The sequence below is a fragment of the Vibrio sp. 10N.261.51.F12 genome, from assembly GCF_041471725.1.
Taxonomy (GTDB): domain Bacteria; phylum Pseudomonadota; class Gammaproteobacteria; order Enterobacterales; family Vibrionaceae; genus Vibrio.
On record NZ_JBFROV010000005.1, the window covers coordinates 120,247 to 146,760 of the forward strand.

The 26,514-nt window shown below is 42.6% G+C and carries 19 protein-coding genes; 8 read left to right on the top strand and 11 right to left on the bottom strand.

Translation table 11 applies throughout. The features are described 5' to 3' along the window. Window positions 1–87: 87 nt before the first annotated feature. Entirely contained in the window at window positions 88–3,045 is a 2,958-nt protein-coding gene (gene torS / locus AB4405_RS03165) for a TMAO reductase system sensor histidine kinase/response regulator TorS (RefSeq protein WP_372059599.1), read from the top strand. Window positions 3,046–3,132: 87 nt separating this feature from the next. Here the strand turns inward: torS and AB4405_RS03170 are convergent, their stop codons facing one another. The 3 genes from AB4405_RS03170 to AB4405_RS03180 all read right to left on the bottom strand — a co-directional run bounded on the left by AB4405_RS03170 (window position 3,133) and on the right by AB4405_RS03180 (window position 7,107). After that, window positions 3,133–3,309 carry a hypothetical protein gene (locus AB4405_RS03170; protein WP_157933700.1) on the bottom strand — a complete coding sequence of 59 codons (177 nt, stop codon included), beginning with the start codon at window positions 3,307–3,309 and terminating at the stop codon, window positions 3,133–3,135. 46 nt (window positions 3,310–3,355) lie between these two features. After that, window positions 3,356–5,710 carry a fatty acid cis/trans isomerase gene (locus AB4405_RS03175; RefSeq protein ID WP_372059600.1) on the bottom strand — a complete coding sequence of 785 codons (2,355 nt, stop codon included), beginning with the start codon at window positions 5,708–5,710 and terminating at the stop codon, window positions 3,356–3,358. A gap of 164 nt (window positions 5,711–5,874) precedes the next feature. Beyond that, window positions 5,875–7,107, bottom strand: a complete 1,233-nt coding sequence (locus AB4405_RS03180) for an OFA family MFS transporter (RefSeq protein ID WP_372059601.1) — start codon at window positions 7,105–7,107, stop codon at window positions 5,875–5,877. 502 nt (window positions 7,108–7,609) lie between these two features. Between AB4405_RS03180 and AB4405_RS03185 the strand changes: the two genes are divergently transcribed. The 3 genes from AB4405_RS03185 (at window position 7,610) to AB4405_RS03195 (ending at window position 11,404) form a co-directional block, all read left to right on the top strand. Continuing rightward, window positions 7,610–7,984, top strand: coding sequence for an NADH:ubiquinone oxidoreductase (locus tag AB4405_RS03185; RefSeq protein ID WP_102468586.1), 375 nt, complete (start codon window positions 7,610–7,612; stop codon window positions 7,982–7,984). 400 nt (window positions 7,985–8,384) lie between these two features. Then, entirely contained in the window at window positions 8,385–10,415 is a 2,031-nt protein-coding gene (locus tag AB4405_RS03190) for a TonB-dependent hemoglobin/transferrin/lactoferrin family receptor (RefSeq protein ID WP_372059602.1), read from the top strand. A 101-nt stretch (window positions 10,416–10,516) separates the two neighbouring features. Continuing rightward, on the top strand, window positions 10,517–11,404 hold the full coding sequence (locus AB4405_RS03195; protein ID WP_102468584.1) for a LysR family transcriptional regulator: 888 nt from the start codon (window positions 10,517–10,519) through the stop codon (window positions 11,402–11,404). Between the two features lie 112 nt (window positions 11,405–11,516). Here the strand turns inward: AB4405_RS03195 and AB4405_RS03200 are convergent, their stop codons facing one another. Next, on the bottom strand, window positions 11,517–14,255 hold the full coding sequence (locus AB4405_RS03200; RefSeq protein WP_372059603.1) for a GNAT family N-acetyltransferase: 2,739 nt from the start codon (window positions 14,253–14,255) through the stop codon (window positions 11,517–11,519). Between the two features lie 289 nt (window positions 14,256–14,544). Between AB4405_RS03200 and AB4405_RS03205 the strand changes: the two genes are divergently transcribed. Further along, on the top strand, window positions 14,545–15,156 hold the full coding sequence (locus tag AB4405_RS03205; RefSeq protein WP_372059604.1) for an SPOR domain-containing protein: 612 nt from the start codon (window positions 14,545–14,547) through the stop codon (window positions 15,154–15,156). 180 nt (window positions 15,157–15,336) lie between these two features. After that, complete coding sequence (locus AB4405_RS03210; protein WP_372059605.1) at window positions 15,337–16,326, top strand: D-alanine--D-alanine ligase; 990 nt, start codon at window positions 15,337–15,339, stop codon at window positions 16,324–16,326. A 2-nt stretch (window positions 16,327–16,328) separates the two neighbouring features. Here the strand turns inward: AB4405_RS03210 and AB4405_RS03215 are convergent, their stop codons facing one another. Beyond that, a complete protein-coding gene (locus tag AB4405_RS03215) occupies window positions 16,329–17,285 on the bottom strand; it encodes a tyrosine-type recombinase/integrase (RefSeq protein ID WP_372059606.1) in 957 nt (318 codons plus the stop codon). Between the two features lie 96 nt (window positions 17,286–17,381). On the opposite strand from AB4405_RS03215, the gene AB4405_RS03220 reads away from it, so the two are divergent. Next, on the top strand, window positions 17,382–17,750 hold the full coding sequence (locus tag AB4405_RS03220; protein ID WP_372059607.1) for a DUF3319 domain-containing protein: 369 nt from the start codon (window positions 17,382–17,384) through the stop codon (window positions 17,748–17,750). Between the two features lies 1 nt (window position 17,751). Then, a complete protein-coding gene (gene yciH, locus AB4405_RS03225) occupies window positions 17,752–18,063 on the top strand; it encodes a stress response translation initiation inhibitor YciH (RefSeq protein ID WP_102468578.1) in 312 nt (103 codons plus the stop codon). Window positions 18,064–20,544: 2,481 nt separating this feature from the next. Here the strand turns inward: yciH and AB4405_RS03230 are convergent. The 6 genes from AB4405_RS03230 to pntB all read right to left on the bottom strand — a co-directional run bounded on the left by AB4405_RS03230 (window position 20,545) and on the right by pntB (window position 26,513). Further along, window positions 20,545–20,706, bottom strand: coding sequence for a YoaH family protein (locus tag AB4405_RS03230; RefSeq protein WP_102468577.1), 162 nt, complete (start codon window positions 20,704–20,706; stop codon window positions 20,545–20,547). A gap of 80 nt (window positions 20,707–20,786) precedes the next feature. Further along, a complete protein-coding gene (locus tag AB4405_RS03235; protein ID WP_372059608.1) occupies window positions 20,787–21,905 on the bottom strand; it encodes a conjugal transfer protein TraF in 1,119 nt (372 codons plus the stop codon). A gap of 83 nt (window positions 21,906–21,988) precedes the next feature. Next, window positions 21,989–22,867 (bottom strand): DUF2861 family protein, encoded by an 879-nt coding sequence (locus tag AB4405_RS03240; RefSeq protein WP_372059609.1) that lies wholly within the window; start codon window positions 22,865–22,867, stop codon window positions 21,989–21,991. Next, the gene (gene vxrB / locus AB4405_RS03245) at window positions 22,867–23,526 is read right to left on the bottom strand and encodes a response regulator transcription factor VxrB (RefSeq protein WP_102468574.1); all 660 of its coding nucleotides are present in this window, start codon (window positions 23,524–23,526) and stop codon (window positions 22,867–22,869) included. The genes AB4405_RS03240 and vxrB overlap by 1 nt, the downstream gene beginning before the upstream one ends. Continuing rightward, window positions 23,501–24,955 carry a sensor histidine kinase VxrA gene (gene vxrA, locus AB4405_RS03250; RefSeq protein ID WP_372059610.1) on the bottom strand — a complete coding sequence of 485 codons (1,455 nt, stop codon included), beginning with the start codon at window positions 24,953–24,955 and terminating at the stop codon, window positions 23,501–23,503. The genes vxrB and vxrA overlap by 26 nt, the downstream gene beginning before the upstream one ends. Before the next feature lie 163 nt (window positions 24,956–25,118). Next, a complete protein-coding gene (gene pntB / locus AB4405_RS03255) occupies window positions 25,119–26,513 on the bottom strand; it encodes a Re/Si-specific NAD(P)(+) transhydrogenase subunit beta (protein WP_102468572.1) in 1,395 nt (464 codons plus the stop codon). Window position 26,514: the final 1 nt, after the last annotated feature.

Consider the following 26,514-nt stretch of genomic DNA (forward strand, 5'->3'; position numbering starts at 1 on the left):
CATCGTTTGGTGGCAACTGAAGATCGAACCATGCAAAATATAGCGTATTATCACAGTGTAAAACAGCGGATTTTCACGGGGTTATAAATGCTACTTGCTAAAGCTAGTATCGGGCGTAAATTATTTTACTCATTCTTTGTCATGGCATTATTGGTGCTGTTTTCAACCGTAATTGGTGTGTCAGGTTTTTCGTTAGTGGCAAAAACGGAAAGAAATGTCGTTGATACGGCCATGCCGTCTATGCTGGAAGCTCGTGAAGTGTCGGAGCTCAGTACGAAAATTATTTCATCAGTGCAAACCCTATCTACGGCCAATACCAAAGCTCAGCATCAACAAGCCGGTAAGAAGCTGTTTACACAACTTGAATCTCTTCTTACTCACATCAAAACACTCGGTTCAGATTCATTTGATGCGACCTTATTAGGGCAGTTAGAGCATGATGTACAAGCTATTTTAGATACACTCATTGAACTTGGTCTGTCTGTCGAACAAAGGATTGAGCTCAATCAAGCGATCGAACAGAAAGTTGATCAGCTGCGTATTCTCGCTCAAGAATTAGAACAACTAACTCGAACTCAAGTTTTAAATACGAGTACGATTGCTGTCGCTAACGTTACCCATATCTACGCACTGCTCGAAACGAATAAAAAGGCGCAAGCTTTGGATGCTTTGGATAGTCTCGTGGAGATTGATTTAGATCTTTCAGAGCGTTTACATGAGCTGCATTTATTGGCGTTTAAGACCTTAAACCAGATTGAAGAATCACGAACCGTTTCTGTGTTGGATAGAATTGAAGAGCTGCGAGTAAGCTATCAGCAGAATATCATGATCATGAAGCGACGGGTTCGTGGTGTAGAAGACCCCGCAAGATCACAGCAAATGATACAATTGCTTCAACAGCTTGACGATGGGAGTGACGTATTTTCGTTACTTAAACAAACCAACTTTCAGCAACAACGTTCAGTTGATCTGAACCAAGAGACATTAGATCAGTTGACGTCATTGAATAAAACCGTCGCCTTGCTCGTTGACCAATCTAATGCCGCGACCTCGTCGGCGGTTGCTCAGCTTTCTTCAACCTTAAATTATGCTCAATGGACACTGACACTGCTTTCCATCTTAAGCTTTGTGATTGTTGTTGTGATTGTATGGCGCGTGGTATACCTCTCTGTTGTGAAACGTTTAGCTGAGTATTCTTCAGCGCTGTTGGCTATTGCAAAAGGTCAGTTAGATGTGGATATCACGGTAAAAGGTAACGATGAACTTGCTCATATGGGACAAGCCATCGTTACGGCGAGAGATACGGCACAGTCGCTAAAAACCACCGCTGAAGCGGAGAGTAACGCCAAAAAAGCGTTACAAGAGCACAAGGCCCATCTGGAACAAACGATTGCCGATCGAACGCTAGAACTACAAACGACTAACACGAGCTTAAATCGAGAAGTAAAGAACCATGCTCAGGCACGTAACGACGCTGAGCAAGCGAGCAGGGCGAAAACTGCATTTCTTGCTACGATGAGCCATGAGATTCGTACACCAATGAATGGTGTCTTAGGCACGGCGGCGTTAATGGAAGAAACGGCGTTAGATTCGAAACAACAGCACTATCTAGGTGTGATTAACAGAAGTGGCCAGAACCTGTTAGCAATACTTAATGATGTATTGGATTACTCCAAGATTGAAGCGGGGCACCTTGATATTCGAAATAACCCATTTGATCTCACTCGTATGATCAGTGATTGCTATCAGCTTATGCACGGTAAAGCGCTTGAGAAACAATTGGACTTTAGCTTTAGTATTGATACGGATGTTCAATCCATTTATTGCGGTGATGTAACGCGCTTAAGCCAAGTCATCAATAACCTCGTTGGTAATGCCATCAAATTTACTCATGAGGGTGAGGTCAGTATCCATGTCACTAAAGATCCGGATGATGCGACTTGCTTGGTGTTCGAAGTCTCTGATACGGGGGTAGGCATTAGCCCGGATGATCAACTTTCATTATTCGATGCTTTCACACAAGCCAGTAATAGTCGCAACGTATCCGGGGGGACAGGGCTCGGCCTTGCGATTAGTCAAAAGCTGGTCCTCGCTATGGGCGGGAGCATGTATGTTGACTCTTATCTTGCCGAGGGAAGTCGATTTTGGTTTGTCGTTCCTCTAGAGACCTGTGAGTTTGAAAAACAAGATGTATACGAACCAATTGATAGTACCGTCGCTGTGAGCGCTAGAGTACTTTTAGTGGAGGACAACCCAGTGAACTTGATGGTCGCTGAAGGCTTCTTGGTTAACATGGGGCATCATGTGCGTTGTGCAGAAAATGGCGCTGATGCGATTAAGTTATTTACAGATAATGACTTCGATATTGCGTTGCTAGACATCAACTTGCCCGATACTGATGGCGTCAGTTTGATGCAAGATTTAAAACAGTTTGAGCAAAGCCTCACGATTAACAGCTCAACGCCAATGATCGCCGTGTCTGCTCATGTCTTTAGCGAAGAGGTGGATAGCTATTTGGACGCAGGGTTTGAAGGTTACCTTCCTAAGCCTATCGACCGAGAAGCGCTACAGACGATTATTCAAACTCATGTGCAAGGGCGCGATTTAAATGCAAACTCATCTAGATTGAGCTCGATGAACGGAGAGACAACCTTGACCGACTCGCATACAACGATAACCGATGCATCGACAACCATTGCCCACCCGCATACGCTTGTCGATGAACGTATTTTGGAACAAGATGTCGGTGTTTTAGGTGTAGCGAGAATGACCAAAATAGTCGATGCGTTTATATCATCCAGCGAAGATACCTTATCAGCGTTGGAAAACGCGGCTCAGTTGGGGGATGCTAAAGCTGTTAAAGACCTGGCACATAAGCTAAAAGGGTCAGCGGGTGCACTCGGGTTGACGTCGTTGTTTGATCATTGCTTAGCGATTGAAAAATCTGACGACCCCATTGGTGATTACATTCGGTTAGTGGAGCAAATCATGAGGGTCAGAGTTGAGTCCATGAGCATTTTGAATGCAATACTGGCTAGATTATGACGTGGCATGTTACCAGGACCTTCATCGCGTGACGTTATCGGGTTATTTGAACAGTAAAAAGGGCTCATATGAGCCCTTTTGATAACATCATTTTGTTTCGTCTTGCAAACGCGTACTTGGCGTTTCTTCGAGCCCTCGATTTTGGAGGCCCTGCAGATGTTCGAGTTGGTGTTCTAATTGATTCACAGCGTCGTAATCACCCTCAGAACAAGCAATATAAATCTGCTGTTCAATGGCATCAATGCTATCTCTAATGCTCATCATACACCTCCTAAGCGTTAAAAGAGCACCCATCTAGTACCAAACAGTTCTACCTATTCTCAAACCGATTATAGTCCAAAAGCCCAAACTCGATAGGTTGAGTACGTTGATAAAACTCATGGACTCGATCACTGAAGCTCCAAAAATCGGGGGAGGTACGCCTAACCGCATAATTATCGAGTAGTTTTATGTAGTCGTCTTCGTCTGAGATTTTACTAAACTGACTAACAAACTTTTCAACGTCATTCTCTGTAATTGAGAAATAGGCGGCAGGGTAGCTTCCAACCACACCGCGTACGATGGTTAAACTGTCGTTGGCGTAGTCTCGAGTGTCTTTTTCATCAAATAGACTCGATATATTAGTGTGAGCATTGTTATGAATGATGGTAAAGAGTTGGTCGGTACCCTCATTAGTTTTTATCATCAACATCATGATTTCAGGCACCGTTTCCAAGCCCACTCCTTTGATGTCGTCGATGGTTCGCAATAATGCTTCGTTATTTTCCGATAGGCCAGTTTGAACAATGTTATAGCGATCGTTCAGGTTGGGTGCCATTTCTTTTTTAATGAGATCAAACAATTCAGCCTTGTAATCGGTTGTTTTATAAAGCACTTGAGTTGGCTGACTAAATGGTTGTACGTTACGTTGTACAAATTCGCTAAACTGCGGGCTTTGATCCTTGTACCAGCTGCTAAATTCTTCATGTCTCATCGTGTTAGGTAGCAATGCTAAGAAATTACTCTCACCTTCCATTCGTAAGAAATCCATAAACATCCGCGTGATCAATTGGTGACCGAAGTTACCATAGACATCAAAGCCGGCAACCAACAGGTAATGAATTCGCTCTAATAGCGCATAGTCGAGTATCCACGCTGTTTTTGGTGGTAACCCAACCATACCTTGCACCACCGATGCACTATCAAAATGGCGAAAAACGGTCAGTGCAACGTTGGGGTTTTCACCATTTCCCTTCCATAACAGGTCCGTAGTGAGGTTTTTACCGCCAGTAAACCAACGATTCATGAAGTCGGCTTTGCCTTCTAAGTAACGGGCTTGTTGTTTAGAGTACTTAACCCAGTTGGTGATAGGGACGGTATTGCTGTCCTTCTCACTAGGCAGTTTTAGGTTGGGTGTTTGTTCGTCATAGAATTGAACCACCTGAGGGATAGACGTTCCTTTTGGATCTAAGAAGAATACCCAAAATCGGTCATTGATAACATTGAGCGCTAATTGTCCGCGACACACTGGCCCCTTGATGTAAGCCATAATGGTATTTTGTGCGTTATCGAGCATGAAGTTAAATCGTGCATCAACAGGTAAACTTTTAAATGCCGTCATTGGATTCGCTGCGACGTGAATGTCATAACTCGGCATTTCATCAACCACGTAGTCTGGCTCAATAAACCATTCATACCATTGGTCTAACTTTTTGTCATTTAGCTTAAACGGCATATGCGTTTTATCAACGATGGTACCTTGCTCTGGTATGAGTCGGTAATAGACTCGTTCCCTTTTGGGGTTATCATAAGGTCGGCGGGTCACAATACGTTTAACATCAGTGCCTGGGGGCGTACTAGAACGAACAATCGTGAAAAAACGTGGGTCGCCCTCAATTTCAGAAAAATAAAGATGAGATAGGAATAGATGCTCGTAAATGTATCTCGCCGTTAATTGGTTTTTGAGGGAAGACTCATTAAGCAGTGTTTCATACTTATTGACCATCGCTTGTTCAGCATTAGATAAAGGAATCGGGGCATTCATTAACGCACCGTTGCCCAACCAAGCAATAAGGGTTTCGTATTCTTTGTAGTCGATATTAGGCAATCCAAACGGCATCCCCCATAGCGGGTTGTCTTGCTCATAAGCATCGTATTCTTCAATGGTTGGACAGACTTGAGTACGAGATATTGAGAAATCAAAACCTTCGAGTTGATCGGTTTGGGGTAAAGGATGGCGAGCTTTTTGAGTGATCATCCGTGATACAAGTCCTGCATCTAAGTTGCCGCCCAATGTTTGTTCTCTTTCATTGAGAACTGGAAAAAAGCCGCGGTCGCGCCATTCTTGTGTGGTTTGAGCGTCTTCAAATAGGCGGCTCGGTTTAGCGGCGGTCAGTCGTGTGCCTTGATAAACCATTTCTTTGCTGGAGCCACGATCAATCCCCTCAACAGAGGACATTTTCAGCTGACATGGGGCGTCATAACACGCGTGACAGACGACACAACGGTTATCAATAATAGGTTTAACTTCGTTGCGGAAAAAATCTGCGTTTTTTGTGTTTAACGCAACGGCTCTCTCTCTTACTTCTGGTTTCCCAAATAGATGGTCGTAGTTTAATCCAGCATATGCCGCACACCCTGAAAAAATGAGGATGCAAGAATAAACCATCAGTTGCTTAATTTTCATAATGATTACTCACTGCGCAAATAACACGCTTCAATTCTTTGATATTATGAAACTAATTTTTATTTATAATCGAGAAAATATCTAGTTTATTGTTCATTAAATAAAAAAAGCCTGACACTAGGTCAGGCTTTACGATTCAAATTCTTGAACGGAAGAAGTGTTGCTTACGCCGCTTTGAGTTCAGCTGCTTTTTCTTCAGTAATAGGTTTAGTGAAGAAAGAAAGTAGGATACAAACCCCCATCATGGCTGCAGAGATAGTATACGCGAGGTTATAACCACCACCGTGACTCATTGAATACCCAACAACCGCAACACCGATAGCACCACCGATACCCCAAGACGTATAAAGTACGCCATAATTGGTTCCGTAGTTCTTAAGGCCGTAGAACTCTGCTGTCAGAGAAGGGAACACAGCAAGCAACGTGCCGTAACCCAATGCAGCCAGTGCAGTACCGATAATCAACGTTAATTCGCTATCAAATGTAGCGAATAAGATCATGTTGATGCCCTGAAGAATAAACGCAAGCATCAATGTGCGAATGCCACCAATCTTATCAGACAGGATACCAGCACCAATTCGACCACCAGAGTTGAATATCGCTAAGATTGAAGCAAGATAAACGGCATTCGGTAGGTTCGCTTGTACACTGGCGATATTAGTAATGTTACCAATGATCATTAGACCCGTTGCTGATGCAAGAGCATACATGACCCATAATGCATAAAACTGAGGGGTTTTTAGCATCGCTTTCCAACTGATATCGACCGCTTGCTTAACCTTGACAGGCGCTTGACCTGGTTTAACTTTTGGTTCAGCAGGGACGTAGCCAGCTGGTGGATTGTTAATCGTTGCTGCTAATGGCACCGCAATAAGTAAAATGCCTACACCTAACACCATAAAGCTAGAGCTGATCCCCATATTAGTGATCAACGCTGAGGTTAGTGGTGCCAGGTATACAGCAGCAAGGCCGAAACCTGCAGCGATTAATCCATTCACCATACCTTTCTTTGAAGGGTGGAACCACTTCATTGCCGAAGGCGATAAACAAGCGTAACCAAAACCAATACCAGCACCAGTAATGACACCAAACGTGATATTAAGAACAAGTACAGATTCGGCGAAGCTAGAGGCGATCATGCCAATGCCCGTTAATGAAGCACCAAGGATAAGAATGTTTCTTGGACCCATACGGTCTTGAAGAATACCGGCAACCAGAAGACAAAGAGAAAACGTAATAGTCGCAATCGCATAAGGTGATGAAGCGTCAGCGGCACTCCAGCCCCATTCACTAACTAGGGCTTTGTTGAAGACACTCCAAGCATACAGGATGCCAAGACAAAGGTTGATACAGAATCCGGCAATAAGGATTCGCATGGCTTTATCAATCTTGCTCATTTTTGCTCTCTGATAATTCGAACAATGTTCGGGGGTTAGACAAATTTTCAAATTTAGTTTGCATTTATCAATAGATATCGCAAAGAGCGCGGATTATAACCAATAAAAGTGTGATTGGTATCTATTTTTATTAATTAATTGAAAATAGAATCTCAATGTAAATTAAATGTAAGCAAAAGGATCTTAATCGTTAAATCCATTACAGACTCTAGTGTGATCACAATTTTTCAAATGAATATGATTTTATTTTCATGTGTATAATTTGTTAAATAGCATGACGATAAGTGACGCATAATACGTAACATACTGTAACTTAAGGAAAGAGTTATTTCGCAATGTTACGGTTATGTGAGCATCGATAATACATAGTTTTAAGAGGGTGGATTGGTTAATTAATGAGCTTGTATTCGACGTTAATACGTATGACAATATATACAAAATGAGATTTCAAAAATGAAAATGGATGTTTCGCTCCTATTTTTATGACTTTATGAGGTGATTTATGTTCATTGCAAAAATCGGTATGTTACTTGGATTTTCTTTTGGCGCAGGGTATATAGCAGCCGACCATATTCATTCTTACATGCTTGGATTTTCAATTGCAGCGCTTGCAGTAGGGGCATGTTACCTGATCGCGTTTGCTAGCACGAAATATCCACAATTTGCGATGGGTTTGTTACTTTTAGGTACAATGGCAAAACTCACTGTCACGGTGGTCGGTGTCGGTATCGGGATATCTTTTGAATTGATCTCATCACCGCTTATATTTTCATTGTCGTATCTGTTTTATCTAATCGCAGTGACTTATCTTTGGTTTAGCTTTAAAGATAGCCGCATGCCAATCCCTGATGTTATGAAGCCAAAATTGGCATCGTAGGTAAGGCGTACATAACCATTGATATGATTGATATAGAAAAAAAGGACTTCGGTCCTTTTTTTTGATCTTTACGTTTCTTTCTTTCTTTCTTTCTTTCTTTCGAGAGGCCACGTGGCGAGGAAGTACTACAGACTCTTCTTTTTGTTTATCGAATCAAAGAAAGCGAGAACAATAGACCCGACGAAGTGTTAAGTGAGGGATGCGCAGAAAATACCGAACTACTCACGCCTGTTATCATTAGGGATGATAATGATAGTCAATAAAAATCAGTATTCGCCAACAAATTGCACTTAAGGCAACAACTTAAAATTAAGTTGATAAAGATAATGATAGTAATTCTCATTTATGTTTGCAATAATATATACACACAAGTTATTGGAACAAAAATAAAGAAGGAACTATGAAACTAAAATTGTCGATTTTGGCTAGCTCAGTGGTACTAGCACTCACGTCTAACGCTCAAGCAGAAGAGGTCACGCAACTTAATGAAGTGGTGGTTTCTGCGTCAAGGGCTGACAAAACTAATCAAGATAAAACTCGGTCGGTCGTGAAAGTCGATATGGAAAAGCTGGACGAAATTCAGCCTAACTCCGTAGCTGAAGCCATTAAATACGAACCAAACGTGTCTGTTGCAGGTGCAAATGTACCGGGAAATCAGTCGGTTAATATTCGCGGTTTAAGTGGCAATAAAGTACTGCAGGTTATTGATGGCAATCGCCAAAATATGCAGTACGGACATCGACCGACTTACTTTCTCGACCCGTCACTCTTAGGAAGTGTCGAGGTAGTAAAAGGTCCAATTAGTTCTTTGTATGGCTCGGGCGCTATTGGTGGTGTTGTCGTGCAAAATACGTTAACCGCAGACGACATTCTTGAAGAAAATGGTTTGGGCGGCCGAGTAAAAGTAGGTTATCAAGATAACGGTGATGTTTGGACGAACACGGCCGCGCTAGCCAATAAAAATGATGATATTGATTGGATCATTGCAGGCAGTTACAAAGACAGTGGTTACATGAGCCAAGGTGACGGTAGTACGTTATATGGTACTGAAGCGACGAACAAAACGGGGTTGGCAAAATTTAATTGGCAGATAAATCAAGCCCATAAACTAGGGTTTAATTTACGGTATGCGGACTTGGATGGGCGACCACCTGTTGTTGGCGATTCAAGTGGACAACTCAATGACCCTGACTTGCTGATCAGTCGTCAAACTACCGATCAATCTTACGGCGTTAACTATAACTTTAACCCAGCGAATCCGTGGGTGAATTTAGAAGCGTCAATTTACCGTAATGACACTAAAATTACTGAAGTTGATCCATCGGTAGCAGGTGAGGACATCTCCCAGCTTAATACGACGGGCTTTAACATTACTAACCAGTCTGAATCTGGAAAATTGAAGCTATTTACTGGTGTAGATGGTTACTTAGATGAATTAGATGCGAGCCGAGCAACATCAGTATCTGGTCGACCTGAATTGCCTGAAGATGCACAAACCTCTGCCATCGGTGCGTTTGGCTATATTAACTACGCGCTATTTGAAACCCTGACGGCTGATGTAGGCGTACGTTACGATTCATTTACGTCAAAAGCGAAGGGCTACGATGATAACAACCAATCGTCATGGTCACCATCTGTAGGTCTTTTGTGGCAAGCTCAACAATGGATGGCATGGTCGATTCGTTACGACGAGGCGTTCCGAGCGCCAGATACGTCAGAGCTCTACATGAGTGGTACTCACTTTGCTTATTATCCAGGCGGCCCAAGTAACATATTTGTGCCAAACCCAGAACTGAACCCTGAGAAGTCGCACAACGTAGAGCTAAAAGGGCAATTTGATTTTGAGAATGTCATTGGTGATGATGCGCTTTCTATTACCGCCGCAGCATTTCAAAATAAAGTAAAAGATTTTATTAACCTAGATGTTGATATGACACCTGATAGTAGTTGTGGGGTTGGCGGTTCTATGGTCGGCTGTGCTGGCACTAGTAGCTCTAGCAATATCGACAACGCTGAGTTAACCGGCTACGAAGTAGCGGCGGACTATCGTTGGCAGCAAATGTTGTTAGGACTGTCTTACGGACAAACACGTGGCAAAGACACCGATACCGATGAATGGATCACGAACATCCCGGCAGATAAGTGGGTAGCACACCTACAATATGGGTTCTGGAACATCGATACGAAAATTGGTACACGGGCGACCTTCGTCAATGGCCAAAACCGCGTTCCAGATGGTTACACAGAAGGTCCATATGATTCGTATCAATTGTTTGATTTCTATGCTTCATGGGAACCAACCAGTAATTTAGAAGGGTTAAAAGTGGACCTTTCTCTTATCAATGCCTTTGACGAAAACTACCAAACGGCGTGGTCCCAGGTTTATCAACCAGGTCGTTCCGTTCGACTAAACGCACAATACACGTTCTAGTCAGATTATTAGTCCTCAAGCGACTTCCATTGTGAAGTCGCTTTTTTGTTGTAATGCGTTTAGTATTAGTTACTTACCTGTACGAGTAATAAGGACGCTAGGTGCAAAATTCCATCACATTAGAAGCACTACATATTCTTGATGCGATTGATCGTAGAGGGTCATTTTCCGCAGCAGCTGTCGAATTGGATAGGGCAACGTCCTCCCTGAGCTATCAAATCCAAAAGCTTGAACAAGATTTGGATATTATGATTTTTGACCGCTCTGGGCATAAGGCTGTGCTCACTGAGGCTGGCAAACTGATTTTAGATAGAGGACGGGCCATACTACAGGTGACGGAATCCATGGTTCATGAAGCGCGTCTGATTGCTAACGGGTGGGAACTCGATTTGACTATCGCCTACGACAGCATCATCCCTGTGGCCAACTTTTTTGAATTGGTCGATAAGCTTGGCTCGGTTAGTAAAACCAGAATCAAGCTTGAAGAAGAAGTGCTTGCGGGTTGCTGGGAGTCCTTGAATGATGAGCGCAGTGACTTACTTGTTTGTCCACAGCCTGAGGTGACACCGCAGGGTGTAAAAACACAAGTGCTTGGCACCATGAGTATGGTATGGGTAGCGGCAGCGGACCATTATGTCCATAAACGAAGTGGCACGTTTGACAGCAGCGCGCGAGAAAAGTATCGGGTGATCGCCATCGCCGACACGGCAAGAGAGCAGCCAGCATTAAGTGTCAACATTTTGGAAAAGCAGCCAAGACTGACGGTTTCAAATTTAGAAGCTAAAGTGGAGGCTTTGGTGTGTGGTTTAGGCATCGGCACCTTACCTAAGCAAGTGGCTGAACCATTAATCAAAGCTGGCAAGCTTCTCCCGATTGAAGATACGGACCATGCCGAGATTGATATTGTGTTAGCGTGGAAACGCAATAAAATTGGAGAAGCTAAGTCATGGTGTATCAAACATTTAACGAAGAACTGGGTATTACGTTAATTCTTCGTAATTAGTTAGAACCCCATAAATTTGTCACGTTGTCACAAAATTATGGGGAACTTGATATGACCACAAGATTGCGCCTGCTTTTATGCCGCGATTCTTGGCTATATCACTGCAATCTCAACACCATATCCGCCACACCATCTTCAAATTGGACGTCGAGTTCAAACCCTAATTTTTGTGCCAGCGTTAACATCCCTCGATTGGTTGGCATTGTCATTCCCGAAATCTTTACTGTGCCTTTTGCTTGGCAGTAATCAATAATTTTCTGCATTAAAACACGTCCTAACCCTACACCTTTCAGGTCAGAGCGAATTAATATTGCGAACTCAGCATCTGAGTTATCTGGGTTCACTAGCACCCTTGATACACCAATAATCCTTGCTGGAGCGTGTGCGATATCAACCGCGACAAACGCCATTTCTCGGTCATAATCAATTTGAGTTAAATTCGCTAGAGCTTCATGGTTGAACTCGCCGACATCAGAAAAAAAACGCTTATAGAGGTCTTCTTTGGTAACGTTGTTGATGAAGTCGGCGTGAAGTGGTTCGTCTTCAGGTTTGATAGGGCGAATTAATATTTGAGATTGGTCCTTGAGGGTGATCGATGTTTCCATCTCCGTTGGATAAGGACGAATAGCTAAGCGCGCTTGAGGGTCACCGTCAAATGGTTTAATTGCAATGGAAGCATCAAGAATGGTCAGGTCATCACCGTTAAGTAGCAACGGGTGAATATCGAGTTCATAGATCTCAGGACAGGCCACAATTATTTGCGATACTTTAACGATAAATTCAGCTAACTTCGCCAAATTGACAGGGTTGGGCGACTTATGGAAACGCAAAGTACCATTATTGATAGCGCCGATGATTAAGTAGCGCGCTAATGCCGTGTTCAATGGTGGAAGTGCGGTTACGGCCTCTTTACTTAGGTTCCAATCGGAACCACCTTGTCCAATAAATATGACCGGGCCGAATGTTGGGTCGGTAATCGCTTTAATTCTTATTTCTTGCCCGCCGGTCACTCGTGCCATTTTCTGGACGGTGAGCCCTTCAATCCGCGCTTCTGGGTATGACAGCTTTGTTCTGTCCAATATAGACTGAGCGGCGTTGGATACCTCATTTACGTCACGGAGATTGAGCATTACCCCGTGAATATCAGATTTATGTTGAATATCAGGTGAGCGGAGTTTTAATGCGACTGGATAGCCAATCTGTTCGGCTAAATGAATGGCTTCACTTGGGTCATGTGCAAGCCATGTTTTGAGAACTGGTAATTCAAATAACGTGAAAAGCTGTTCACACAAATGCGATTCCAGCCAAGTAATATTGTGTTCAGCTTGTTCAGCTTGTTCAGCTTGTTCAGCTTGTTCGGTTTGTTCGGTTTGTTCGATTGTCGCATGTTTGGACAACCAGTCATGCGCTTGAGTGAGTTGCAATGATGTGTACGAGTCGGTTGTAGTGGGGGTTTCCATCAGTTGCCATTGGTTGCGCCTATAATCAACAAGGTGCATAAATGCAGTAACAGCACTTTCTGGCGTTCGATAGGTGGGAATACCATTATCAGTAAATAACAGCCTCGCTTGTTTTGCGGTTGCTTCGCCAGACCAATTGGTCAAGATGTTAAAACGCTTTGCTTTCGTATGTTGTTTGATGGTGTCGATGACAATTTGTGCCGTTTCTTTGGAGTTGGAAACGGCAGAAGGGCTATGCATAATCAAAATAGCGTCAATATCGCTACTATCAAGCACTCGATTGATGGCTTCTTTATATCTCTGTGCAGTCGCGTCGCCAACAAGGTCTATCGGGTTGGATCGAGACCAGGTCGCAGGAAGGATTTCAGTCAGACTGTCGATAGTTTGACTAGACAGTTCGGCGAGTTTACCACCTCGGTCGGACAAGGTATCAAGTGCCATGAGCGCCGGTCCCATGCCGTTGGTAATAATGGCTAATCGTTCTCCCCTTAACGGAACGGAGTGTGTTAGCGTTTCTACTGCCGCAAACAACTCGTGTGTATTGTTAACTCGTAACATGCCGGCACGTTGAATCGCTGAATCATAAACAATATCAAATGATAATTTAGTGGGGGGGTGATCGGCTTTTGTGACGGTTTTAGAACGTCCGGCTTTTAATACTAATATGCGTCGATTACGTGAGGTAGCACGTGCCGCAGACATAAAGCGCCTTGCATCTCGAATTGAATCCACATACAGCAGGATAGACTCTGTTTTACTATCGCGAGCCAAATAATCAAGTAAGTCGTCGAAATCAATATCAGCGCCATTGCCAAGCGAAATAAACGCAGAAAAGCCAATGTTCTTATCATTAGCCCAATCCAAAATCGTGGTGCAAACTGACGACGACTGAGAAATAAACGCAAGCTTGCCGCGTTTACAGTTGACCGGTGAGAACGACGCATTGAAGTTTTGCCAAGGTAATAACAGGCCGAGACTATTTGATCCCAGTACTCGCATGCCTGAATTCTTTGCAATATTAATGCATTGTTGTTCGATCGTGAGCGCATCTGGATTGGTGTGATCAACGAGGGTCATATCGGAAGCCATAATAATAACCGCTTTAACCCCGATAATAGATAGTTCGTTGAATAGCTCTATATTGCGAGAGCCTTGGGTGCAGAGAATCGCAATATCCGGTGCAAATGGCAACTCGCTGACGCTTCGATAGCAAAGAATACCGTTGACCGATTTATACTTTGGGTGAACAGGTAAAATCGTACCCTCAAAACTACCAAGTAATAGATTTTTAATGACTACACCGCCAGCACGCTGCGGCTTAATAGATGCTCCGATTACTGCAATTGATTTTGGTTTAAAGAGTACATCGAGTGACATAGTTCATCCTTGCATGTCAGTAACGGGAACAATGAAAGCATTCGCCTAAAAACAGCATCATCTAGTCGTCGATGTGTTACCTAAGTCGTGTGCTTGCCTTTTATTGCTACATAGTAGCGTAGCACGAGCGTCGCCGGAATTTGATTGTTCAAATTTCGAGATAACATATTGCTGTGTCTCGAATAATGTGTAACATGTCACAGCAATGGACAGCTGACATGCGGAATCGTTGAATCAAATAATTTCAGTCGGCATGATTTAGAAAAATCGATATTTGGGCAGTAAAGCTATGAAAAAAACTATCATCGTCAGTATCACCGTATTATTAGCCGCCTGCTCATCAGGTGAGTATGTAAGTGAAGTGACATCCGAGAGCTATAAAGAAGATTATACGCCATCGGTAGAGGCCACAGCAGTTGCGCCAGTTGCGGTTGCTTCAACATCAAATGCAACGAAAGAAACGACTAAAACTGAAATAGTTAAAAGCTCCCCACAACAGCAATCTGAGCCGCAAGCTGTTGTAACTAAAACACAAGCGCAACCGTCGAAAGCGACCGCTGCTGACAAAAATGTAGTTAAAATTGTACCGCCTTCCAAAAAGCAAGCCGATCAAGATTTCCGATATGGCTTCACGATTCAAGTCGCTGCGGTTGGAACAAAAGAAAAGGTGGCGCTGTTTTCCAACAAGCTACCTAAAAACGGCCAGCCTGTTTGGGAGAATTATAAGATTGTAAATGGCACCAAATGGTACTCTGTTCTCTACGGTGACTATGCAACTCGAAGTAAAGCACAGTCGGCTATTGCGACACTACCAAAAGAGTTCCAAGCACTAAAACCGTTTGTCAAAAGTATCGATAAGATTAAGAAATCAGATTACCCAACATTGAGTAAGTTAAACTAACCATTTCAATTAAAAGAAAATGCATTCAGATACGCTCGCTAACGTGATGCTATATGGATGCATTTTTGTATGTAAAATACCCATACAGCAACCTATTCGGGTTATTTAACACTTTTAGAACAGATTATTAAGTCGCTATGGTTTATCATTCATGACAAACGAACCAAGGACAGATGTACGATGTCAAAAATGAATATTCTTCTATTATGCGGTGGCGGCTCAACCGAGCATGAAGTGTCACTCTTATCCGCTGATTTCCTTGAAATGCAGCTAAAGACCAATCCTCGTTTTGACGTTATACGTGTTGAAATTACTTCAGACGGATGGAAATGCAGTGATGGACATCTTGTTTCTTTAGATGTGAATAAGAAGGCACTTGTGAGTGACCAACACGATCTCACGATTGATTATGTTGTTCCGTGTATTCATGGCTTTCCTGGAGAAACTGGTGATATTCAATCTCTTTTAGAGATTGCGGGGATTCCTTATTTTGGTTGCAATCCTGAAGCTAGCTGCAATAGTTTCAATAAAATCACCTCTAAGCTTTGGTATGACACACTTTCTATTCCCAACACACCTTACTTATTTTTAACCACTAATGATAGTGCGGCACATCGCGAAGCTCATGATGCCTTTGAACAGTGGGGAAAAGTCTTCGTGAAAGCTGCGAAGCAGGGGTCCTCAGTTGGGTGTTACAATGTCACAGAAAAAAGCGAGTTGTCATCCAGCTTAGACGCTGCGTTTGGTTATTCTGATCAAGTCGTGATTGAAAAAGCCGTCAAACCGCGTGAGCTTGAGGTGGCAGCCTATGAGTATCAAGGTGAATTACACATTACCTTGCCAGGCGAGGTGACTGCACCTGATGGTGCGTTTTACTCGTACGACGAAAAATATAGTGCTAAGAGTCACTCGACCACCTGTGTAGAAGCAAGTAATCTAACGGCCGAGCAACAAGTACTAATTAAACAGTATTCGGAGAAGGTATTTAAACAGATGAAACTGCGTCATCTATCAAGAATCGACTTTTTCCTCACCGAAGATAACGAAATCTATCTAAATGAAGTGAATACTTTTCCAGGGATGACACCAATATCGATGTTTCCTAAAATGGTTGAGCATTCAGGTGTAAATTTCGCAGACTTCATCATCGATTGCATCGAGCGCTCATAACGTTAGTCGTAATCCTTAGACGGTTTAAACTTACTTTTTTCGACGTCAGATAGCTCAGTCTTGCCGGTGTATTGCAATGGCATCGCAGGACTGGCCCATCGACCAAATTCTTGTATTTCTCTAACTTTGTATCCTTCGCTCCACAGTTTTTTTACCGCACCGACACGTCCAGATTGTGATGAAAAACGCAGATTATCGGGAAGGTGAAGCAGTTCACTTGCGCGCCTAAGTATCCGATAAATGGATGAATCATCCAGCAGGCCATTATTGATGTTTCCGTGTCGGTCTATCGAAGTAAAAAGCGTGGTGTAGGGATTATGTTTCATCCATTCACCAAGTGCAGCACTGGCTTCACTGCTTAATACGTAACGTGTACTTTCGATTAAGATATTGATGGACTGATTTAAGAGTTCAATATGGTCAAGGTTGAGATTGCGCAAGTCCCTTCGTTTCATTGCACATTCAAACATAACGTAATAAATAGCTAAATCCCGTAAGTCTTTCGGTTCAGTCGAGTTCGCTAATAGTTTATCTAGTTGAGCTAGATGAATCTCTGTAAATGCGTTAGTCGTTTTTACTTTATCGGCACCAGCCGTTCGAATCGCTCCCAATAACAAACCGACTTCACGGTTTTTCGTAGGGTCTTTCAGTTGAAGTACAGTATGCACGACACCAATAGTGACCGTGTAGCGTTTTAAGGTTGAGTATTTTCGTGAGGCTCTTTCTTTGTCTAGGAATCGACGTACTGCTGTGACGGAAGCGGGGATGCTACTAACTCCGTTTAAGCGACAGAATTCGTTGAACAAACGCCAATCTTTTGAAAGAGCAAGTAGCGAACTTTTTGAGTAATAACCAGTGGTTAACTCATCAAATTGTGCCGCTGTTATAGAGTCGACCAAAAATGATTTAAATTTATTAACTTGATGCTTTTCTGTGATCAAGGGGATGTCTTTTTTCATCTTAATGCACTATAACTCAATTGATTGGTAAAAAATAACTGATACCATACGAAGGTAATATCAAGTGTAGCAATTATAAAAAAGAGATGCATCTTTATGGCTTTAGCAAGTTATCGGGGATTCACCCTTAAGTCAGTCGGTACAGAAAACCAAGTTTGGAAAGTATCAATTAAAAATCGAGAGTTGAAAGGTAGTCTTTCAGCAATAAAAAAGAGTGTCGATTGGTGGTGTGATACGGCTTCAATTATCGACCCGTCACAACTCGCCGCGTCATCACAACGAGCAGATAAGCCTGGCTCACAAGAAGTTTTCCAAGGGTACACCATCAAAAATGACACCGGCGAAATTAACGCATGGTACTGTATGTTTAATGGTAAACTCATCAAAGGGGGTAAGCTGGCAATTCAAAAACACATAGAAGCTTACCTAATCGCAAAGAAAAAAGCAGAGCAAATAAAGAAATAACATGACACTCGTATATTCAACAGAAACTGGCCGCATCAAAGAAGACAAACCGGAACCTCAACGCGAAAAAGGTGACGGAATTGTTAGGATTCAAAAACAAACCAAGGGGCGCAAAGGTAAAGGTGTTTCCGTTATTACCGGATTAGACTTAGACGATGCTCCTATGAAGCTGTTGGCGGCTGAGCTTAAAAAGGTATGCGGTTGCGGTGGTTCAGTAAAAGATGGAACCATTGAGATTCAAGGCGACGCCCGAGATAAAATCAAAGCGGCGCTAGAAAAGAAAGGATACACAGTAAAACTGTCTGGTGGCTAACAAAGCAACATCGAGTAGAATCGATCGTGAGTTACCAAGAACCGTATATGGTTCTTATGTAATAATCACTTTCTTAATATTATTAAGAAAGTGATTATTAGCTATTTTATGGTAAATAGCGTTATTGTTAAATAATCGACTCGCAACAGCGACAAAACTGAAAAGGGAGCAGTAACAAGGGTTTTACATCGTTATACGAATAGTTAATTTAACATAATATACATAATGCGTAGTGTGGTATCCAAATTTAACATTTAGGCATTCACTCTTAAAACTGTCTCAGTTATTAATTTATGCTGCTGAGACATAATAACATCCGTTTTAACTCTTCATACAATCCGAACGGCTTGATTTCATCATTGCAGCGCATCATACGGCGTTCGGCTTATTACACCTCTAACAGCAACAGCCGCAAATTAGACGAAAAAATAATGTCGCCTCTCTGGCACTTAATGTTTTATGAGCCATTCAAAACGCTCTACTAGCGCGAGTTGTATTCTGTTCGTCAAGACGATGAGTTTTTCACGTAAACGGCCTACCGGTCGGCATTGGTTTACGGCACAGTAGCGACCAACCCAATAAATAATAAAAGCTTGGGATGCTTATCTTATGACATGTGTTGGCCTGGTTTTAGTATTAATGAATCTCGCGCGGTTCTGATTACACCGACTAGTCGTTAATTCAGTCCAAGGAATTGGAATTTGAAATTATCATAACCAGACTGGTAATCGGTGTTGATTGATTCACCCTCTAATAGGCTTTTAGTGTTCAAGTGATTAGCCATTTTGTGGTGTCGTTTATTTTGTTAGCGTGTAAGTGAATGAAATAATACTTATAGTAATAAATCAATAAGTTATAGTGCGTTGGGATGTAACTGTATTCGGCTCGATAACTTTGGTTGAATGGTATCAAGTGCATTCTTAATAGATCCTGTCCGTATGCCGTTTATGCTTTGTTGGATGTCCCTCGAATAAAATACGGTGATCACACAATGCTATGAGATTACAATCGGTCATATGACGGCGGACATACTCTTTTATTGGGTTCTTACGTGCCATTCAACACCCCTTCGAATACTTTACGATCGTTGTTGAGTTGGTTGATACGCTCAAGATTAGCAAAGCTAAGACCTGATATGATTTCGAGTCGTTTTGTTCACACCCATTTAATGTACGTCTGGTTTTATATTTACTCTTGCCTCATCATTACTACTGTTTATTTATACAGCTCGCTCCTGTTTTGTGATGAACCCGTGCTTGGTAAGACCGATAACACCTTGTGCACGCGTATAGCGCTGCTTTAAAATTGGTCAATATATTTTAGGCTTTTACGTCCTTTGGCAAGCCTGGTCCTTTCGAGCCTTCGTCTGCAGTTCGCGATCTCGTTTTTAACTCGTTTGTGTACGCAGCAATTGAGAAGTTACTCGTAAGCACGAACCTTATCTAATTCTAACTTTAACTACACTGGTTTAGGATCGACTTCAAAAATACGTTATCCAAAACGGTTAGGTTTTTATGCGTATTGTCGACACTCTGCGATTGGCTAACATAAGTCTGGGTATCATATATGCTTCATGCCGTCACCACTAAACGCTAGTCACCCTCCAATTGAATCGCTAAACGTGACACTATATCTTTCGTGGAAATCATAGCCGACTGAGGCTTGATGAAAGTTACGCGGTTTAAAAATTGAGATTATTACCGTAGGAAGACATGCTTTATTTGAGTAAGTCGCTATGCTCGCCATCATTCACACCTTAAAGAAGAACCAGCGATCATTATCTTGCTTCATTTAGCTTAAGGATTTGGCTTGGTCTTGGAAAACGGACGCAGCAAAATTTCAGGCATCAGGCGGTTAATGCGAGATACGTAATGTACTAGCACGTCGAACCCATCACCCGAATGAAAAAAACTAAACGCAGACCGGAACCAGACAACGGCGCTGTTACGTTAATTGAACGGCACCACAGCGAGTAAGTTTAGGTGACACTTTATGATGAATTCTATCGAAAGAAGCGCGTTAACCAGGTCAATAATATGAGTTATAGTGCTTTAGATGCAAATTAAGTTACACGGTCACACGCGATATTCTCAGCTTGCTTCTAGTCTTCAGCGCTAATTACCGTAGTAATGTTGAAAAGCAATCGCGGTTTTTCTATCCCACTTCAGCTACCCATTTTTATTGAGATTCTAATAACTTTTACGGCTTATTACATGGCCAATTTTTGCGATTGTTTCATCAAGCAAGTAAAGACTTACTACTGCGGTGACCTCGTCAAGGAATGGCACAGCATATTATGCTGTGCCATTCCTTGTTGATTTTGAATGTGTAATTAAATTACACATTCAAACATTCACTCTTACACTGGCAGCATAAAACACTGCGCCGTGCATTGGGGGGAAAGTATGACGTAACGCTTATCTAAGGCAAAAAAAAAGCCCTCTAATGAGGGCTTTACGTGATTCGAGAATTACACAAAGTTTAAGATTTGTTTTCTGATGACTCTGCTTTATCTTTTCTAATTTGATCGGCAATGATTTTAATTGCCTGTCCAGTGCTCATGCCTTGCTGCATTAACTCTTGAATGCGCTCTACGGCAGCTTGTTGCTCTTGATGGGACAGTGTTGGTAAATCGTCAAACATAAAGTCCTCCCGACGATGAGGGTATCATTCGTAAAGGAGGACTATAAACGATAATTTTCTAGAGGCAAGCGCTATCGACGCTAGTAAGTCGTCAGAAAGTTAATAGAAGCCCCCATAGCTTGTGGCGATGTGTAACTTGCAGCTATATCGATTTCAAGTATGTTTAACGGACTCAAGCCTATACCTGCAGTCAGGGTACCCTCTGAATCGCGAGCCATATTTTTCATGTACCCTCCCCTCAGTTGAATTTGTCTGACGAGGTCAATCTCAATTCCCGCGCGCAACATTTGGACATTGTCATCGAACTGGGTGAACTTCTTTTCTTCATTTAAGTCATAGTCGACAGAGAATTGAAAGTAATCAGCCACAAAGCCAGCGCCGACCGTATATAAAGGCGATAATTGATATTCGTAACCATAATCAATATCTCGTCCTCCGACATTAACAGTGCCACTTTGCGTTTTAATATTTTTCGACAACATGTTCTTTGCCGATATACCAGCTCTAAATGGCCCATTGAACCATAGAGCACCGGCATCTAAGTTTAGAGAAGTCTCACCTTGTGAATTTTCACGAATATTGTTGAGTTGAAAATCATTCAGCGAACTAACGGAAGTATAGGTGTATACACGCTGAAGTTTCGGCGAAACGCCGAATGAAAAATGCTGACCGAAGAGTGTCTGGTATTTAGCAAGTGATATTCCAACCTCTGTTATTGCTACAGAAGCCGTTTTCACTGCCGATTTGTTTGCTCTGTCAGCATCACTCGACCCTGTTTGATCAATATCTGGTGTCGCGACATTTTCTACATACGCTTTACCAAAAATATTGGCAGCTAAGTATCGATTTGGGATGCCAAATGCAACCGCACCACCAAAATCGACTTTCGCCTGGGTCCCATTAAGCGCATCAAGAGATGCGGCTGACGGTGAGTTAATCACGTCGTCAATTTTGTCGAGCATTTGATCTTCATCGTTATAACTCACGCCTAAACTAGGGACGAGCATACCCGCATCATCATTTCTTCGATAAATCGCCACTAAGGCGGGGTTATAGAAAGGTGCGGTTAAATAGGATGCTGATACAACACCAACACCACCCATTGCATCACCTCGAGCATCAATCGCTAGTGATGATGCTACGACGCTAGAAGAAGACAATATAGTGAGTGCGGTAAGCGTTTTAATTCTGGTGTTCATTTGAAAAGTGCCGTTAATCCTTTATGGGTACATTAACGGCAACAATTGAATTAACTTTAGTAATTATGTGTCACTTTATGAGGTTAATCATCAGCAGACACATCAAACGTCTTACTAATAATTTGTGAGCGTTCAAACAAGATGGGGCCCTGCCAACGGCTCTGGGTCATAGATATGGCGAGGACATATCGATCGGGTACGATATTTTTTGCTTCAAGCGTGGATGGATAATCCGATTCGTATTCTTTGGCCCATATTTGCGTGTATTTGCCATCAATATAGTCGTAAAGCCCTACTTCGAGCTTAGGTAATGGGCAGTAAGGGTTAAGCAATGCCTTTTTTTCAATTTTCCATTCATCTTTTGCAGACCACCGCACCGTTTGCTTCAGAGCTTGATCGGTAAAGATTAACCACTGGCTCCATACTTCACCATCGGCTCTCTTTATTTCAAGCCGATACAAACCCACTTCTATTGGCGACGCGAGGTTGTAACGTTTTCCAAAATGCATTGATTTAGTGACAGGGTCACCAATATTTCGATTGTAAAACTCGCTGTCACTCGACACATTACGGTCAACCCACTTTTTTAAAGTGATATTGGCGATTTCGGTATCTGACTCTATTTCGACGTCGGCTTGAAAAGTGTCACGGCCTGGGCTTTGTATCGACTGTTGCTTGACCACGACGGACTTTAACCATTCCGGCAACGGTTGGGATACATAACCTTTCCCGCAGTCCACTTCTAAGGATTGCAAGAAAAGTCGATTGATATGACTTTTGATCGTTTTCGACGGCTGTTGTTGCCAGATTTCAACTAAAGACTGGAACATCGACTCTTGATCATTCGTTAATAAGTGTCGGTGAGCCTGAGATATCGGGGTATTAGATTCAAACCACTCGGCACCAACCTGGGTTGATGCCGTGAGTAATGAAGCAATAAGGAGCAGTGATTGTTTTGACATTAGCCTTTCATTTTATAGCCAACACCACGCAGTGTTTCTATTTCCAGTCCTGGAAGTTTTTGGCGTAATTGCAATACGTGTGTATCCACAGTTCGTGTGGTAGGAAAATGATTGTATCCCCAAACATGGTCAAGTAGTTCATCTCGAGTGAAGACACGTCCGAGGTTACTTGCTAAAAACTGTAATAAGTCAAACTCTGTACGAGTTAAGGTAATTAGCTCACCTTTGTAATCAACTTCGCGTGTTAGTTTGTCTATAATCAGACTCTCTGTAACGACTTTGTTTGTCTCTTCAATATCAGATTCTGGCGCACGAAGCTGAGCACGAACGCGAGCAAACAGCTCCGCTTCCGCAAATGGCTTTGTCAGATAATCATTAGCACCAGCATCAAGGCCCGTCACCTTATCTTTAACGGTTACCAGCGCGGTAACTAGAATAACGGGAACGTCTTTTATTTGCTTCCAACCTGGCAAGTGTTGCACCGAGTCACCATCAGGCAATTGACGATCAAGTATCACTAAATCGGCTTCTGCCCAATATTGTTCAACTTGGGAGATAAGTTCTGCATGCAAGCAGTTATACCCGGCTAACTCTAAGCTTACTAAAAGGCCGTCAGCTAGATTCTTGTCATCTTCAACAAGTAGCAGTGTCTGTTTCACAGGGTATCTCCAATATAAATGTTGTTGGCGGTCCGGCGAGGGACATTTTCCCACCCATGCGTCCAACCATAGATTCTACAATCGTAAGCCCAAGTCCAAGCCCAGCCTTACTTACAAATGGTTTTCTCAGTTCGCGCCAATCGCTTGCCGACAAAGGACCATTATCGATTACTTCAATTCGTAACGAATTTGAGGAAGTAATTACATTTAACGTTACTGGTGCCACACCATATTTAATGGCATTGCGAAGTAGGTTATCAATACATGTACCTAACCAATATATATTGATCTTAGCAGCGATGTCTTCATCAATAGTCAGATTGACGTCAACTTCAAACTCTTCTTCAGCTTTGAAACTTAACCAATCTTTTACCGACGGTAACCACTCTGTTGCAAGTGGTTTATTATCAGACTGCAAATAATCTTTGCTCGCTTCTGCTAATTGTCTAAGGCGTCGTGTATCTTCGCATAAGCGCCTAAACTCATCATAGACAGTTTCTGGCAAGCGTTCAAACTCTCGACGAAAGCCTTCAACCGTAAGTGATAAACTGGCAATCGGCGTTCTTAATTCGTGAGTGAGTATTTGAAGCACCAACATGCGGCTTCGCATTTCTTCACGTTTCGTATTCCAACGATAGATTGCCCAGCCAAGTACTAACAGTATATTAGCAATGATCAAAACGATCATACTAATTCTTAATACATCAGAATGGTCTTCAACCTCCCAACATAGGTTACCTCGTTGAACAAAACACGTCGTCGTTTGTGATGCGAGCTTATAATTCAACCCGGCTTCTTTAATGTTCGCTTTCCACACACTGGGTTCGAATAGATAATAGACATCTCCCCTGCGTAGCCAAAGCTCATCATTTTCCACAAACATTGATGATCCGCGAATCAACGAAATAACCGTTTGCTCATCCATCACTTGCAAACGGCCAAGCAACGATTTAGGCGGCGACAACTCACGCTCATTGATGTGCATGAACTTCTTTAATTCTTCTTTCTTTTCAGGATATTTCGTTAGGTATCTCGCCGCGTAAGTCCCTCCTCCCGGATGGATTAAACCACTTCGAGCAAACCATTTAGTCGATAGTTTTCTGCCACCACACATTGCTCGGGTAAAGACTAACGGTTCCGTAATCAAGGGACTCAACGGTAGCTTTCCACTACATTGATCGGCTAAGCGATAAAGTTGTTGTATTGACTTTAATGGATACTTACTCGTTTGAGGGAGCATTGACAACGGCGTTAACAATTGTGTTGGGTAGTCTGCTTGGATCACTCGAATATCGTAAGACGCACTAGCTTGTTCATAATTGAAAAAGGTGACGAATTTATCGATGCGCTCAGGCAAGGATTCAGCGCTTGCAAAACCGCTTAGCGACAAAGTGATTGCGAGAAATAATGTATGACTTAGTTTATTCAAGGGCTGATCGTGTCTCTAAGTATTGAGATTGCAACAGAGTTGTATATATTATCGGTAAGAAGCAAGCCAAGTGCACGTAAATATTCTGTAAATACTGTCTTTTTCCGGTAAATAGCGCAAAAAAAAGCCAGCTTAGCGCTGGCTTCTGAATCTAATTGACTAATTAGAGTGCTTTCGAAATAGCATCGACACTTTCTTTAGCATCACCAAATAACATTGATGTGTTTTCTTTAAAGAAGAGTGGATTTTGAACCCCAGCATAACCAGTATTCATTGAACGCTTAAATACAATCACATTCTTGGCATGCCAAACTTCTAGTACTGGCATTCCCGCAATTGGACTATTTGGATCTTCTAACGCGGCGGGGTTAACCGTATCATTAGCGCCTATAACCAAAACAGTATCAGTTTCAGCGAAGTCGTCATTGAGTTCGTCCATTTCGAGTACAATGTCGTATGGCACTTTGGCCTCAGCAAGCAACACGTTCATGTGCCCAGGTAAACGGCCCGCGACTGGGTGGATACCAAAGCGAACATTGATACCTTGAGCACGAAGTTTCTCTGTGATTTCATGAACCGGATATTGTGCTTGCGCGACCGCCATACCGTACCCTGGAGTAATAATAACGGACTTGCTGTCTTTCAGCATTTCAGCCACATCTTCCGCGGTCGTTTCACGGTGTTCACCGTATTCCTGATCTTCAGAAATAACCACTGTTTGACCAAAGCCACCGGCAATAACACTAATAAACGAGCGATTCATTGCCTTACACATAATATAAGACAGAATTGCACCAGATGAGCCGACTAATGCACCAGTAACAATCAAGAGATCGTTCGCAAGCATGAAGCCCGCTGCCGCTGCTGCCCAACCTGAATATGAGTTAAGCATTGAAACAACGACTGGCATATCAGCACCGCCAATGGATGCCACAAGGTGGTAACCAAACGCAAATGCGATTAACGTCATCAAGATCAACGCAAACATGCTTCCATCTGCTTTCACAAAGTAAATCATGAGTAGTGTTGAAACCACGATCGCCGCAAGATTCCATTTATGCTTATGCGGAATACTCAATGGTGAAGAAGAAATCACACCACGTAGCTTACAGAACGCAACAATTGAGCCCGTAAACGTGACCGCACCAATGAACACACCTAAAAATACTTCAACTAAATGGATGACATGTTCAGCGTGAATTTCAGACGGGATAGCTGAAATGGCTTCCGGTGGTGCTAAATAGCTGTTGTAACCAACTAAAACCGCCGCAAGGCCTACGAAGCTATGAAGAATTGCAACCAGCTCAGGCATTTCTGTCATTTCTACCTTTTTAGCGTAGAAAACACCGATTGAACCACCAATCACCATCGCGATGATAACCCAAACAAAGCCTTGAGCGTCTGGGCTGAAAATCGTCGCGATAAGAGCGATTGCCATACCAGTAATGCCGTAATAGTTACCTGAACGAGCAGACTCCTGCTTAGACAGGCCAGCTAAACTCATGATAAAAAATAACGCCGCGACAATATAAGCGGCTTGTACTAATCCTGCAGACATG

Coding starts and splice junctions, on each gene's coding strand:
- AB4405_RS03240 (WP_372059609.1), bottom strand. CDS start 22,867: ATGTCAAAACAATCACTGCTCCTTATTGCTTCATTACTCACGGCATCA.
- AB4405_RS03205 (WP_372059604.1), top strand. CDS start 14,545: ATGAAAAAAACTATCATCGTCAGTATCACCGTATTATTAGCCGCCTGC.
- AB4405_RS03180 (WP_372059601.1), bottom strand. CDS start 7,107: ATGAGCAAGATTGATAAAGCCATGCGAATCCTTATTGCCGGATTCTGT.
- yciH (WP_102468578.1), top strand. CDS start 17,752: ATGACACTCGTATATTCAACAGAAACTGGCCGCATCAAAGAAGACAAA.
- AB4405_RS03175 (WP_372059600.1), bottom strand. CDS start 5,710: ATGAAAATTAAGCAACTGATGGTTTATTCTTGCATCCTCATTTTTTCA.
- AB4405_RS03200 (WP_372059603.1), bottom strand. CDS start 14,255: ATGTCACTCGATGTACTCTTTAAACCAAAATCAATTGCAGTAATCGGA.
- pntB (WP_102468572.1), bottom strand. CDS start 26,513: ATGTCTGCAGGATTAGTACAAGCCGCTTATATTGTCGCGGCGTTATTT.
- torS (WP_372059599.1), top strand. CDS start 88: ATGCTACTTGCTAAAGCTAGTATCGGGCGTAAATTATTTTACTCATTC.
- AB4405_RS03230 (WP_102468577.1), bottom strand. CDS start 20,706: ATGTTTGACGATTTACCAACACTGTCCCATCAAGAGCAACAAGCTGCC.
- AB4405_RS03170 (WP_157933700.1), bottom strand. CDS start 3,309: ATGATGAGCATTAGAGATAGCATTGATGCCATTGAACAGCAGATTTAT.
- AB4405_RS03215 (WP_372059606.1), bottom strand. CDS start 17,285: ATGAAAAAAGACATCCCCTTGATCACAGAAAAGCATCAAGTTAATAAA.
- AB4405_RS03190 (WP_372059602.1), top strand. CDS start 8,385: ATGAAACTAAAATTGTCGATTTTGGCTAGCTCAGTGGTACTAGCACTC.
- AB4405_RS03185 (WP_102468586.1), top strand. CDS start 7,610: ATGTTCATTGCAAAAATCGGTATGTTACTTGGATTTTCTTTTGGCGCA.
- AB4405_RS03210 (WP_372059605.1), top strand. CDS start 15,337: ATGTCAAAAATGAATATTCTTCTATTATGCGGTGGCGGCTCAACCGAG.
- AB4405_RS03220 (WP_372059607.1), top strand. CDS start 17,382: ATGGCTTTAGCAAGTTATCGGGGATTCACCCTTAAGTCAGTCGGTACA.
- AB4405_RS03235 (WP_372059608.1), bottom strand. CDS start 21,905: ATGAACACCAGAATTAAAACGCTTACCGCACTCACTATATTGTCTTCT.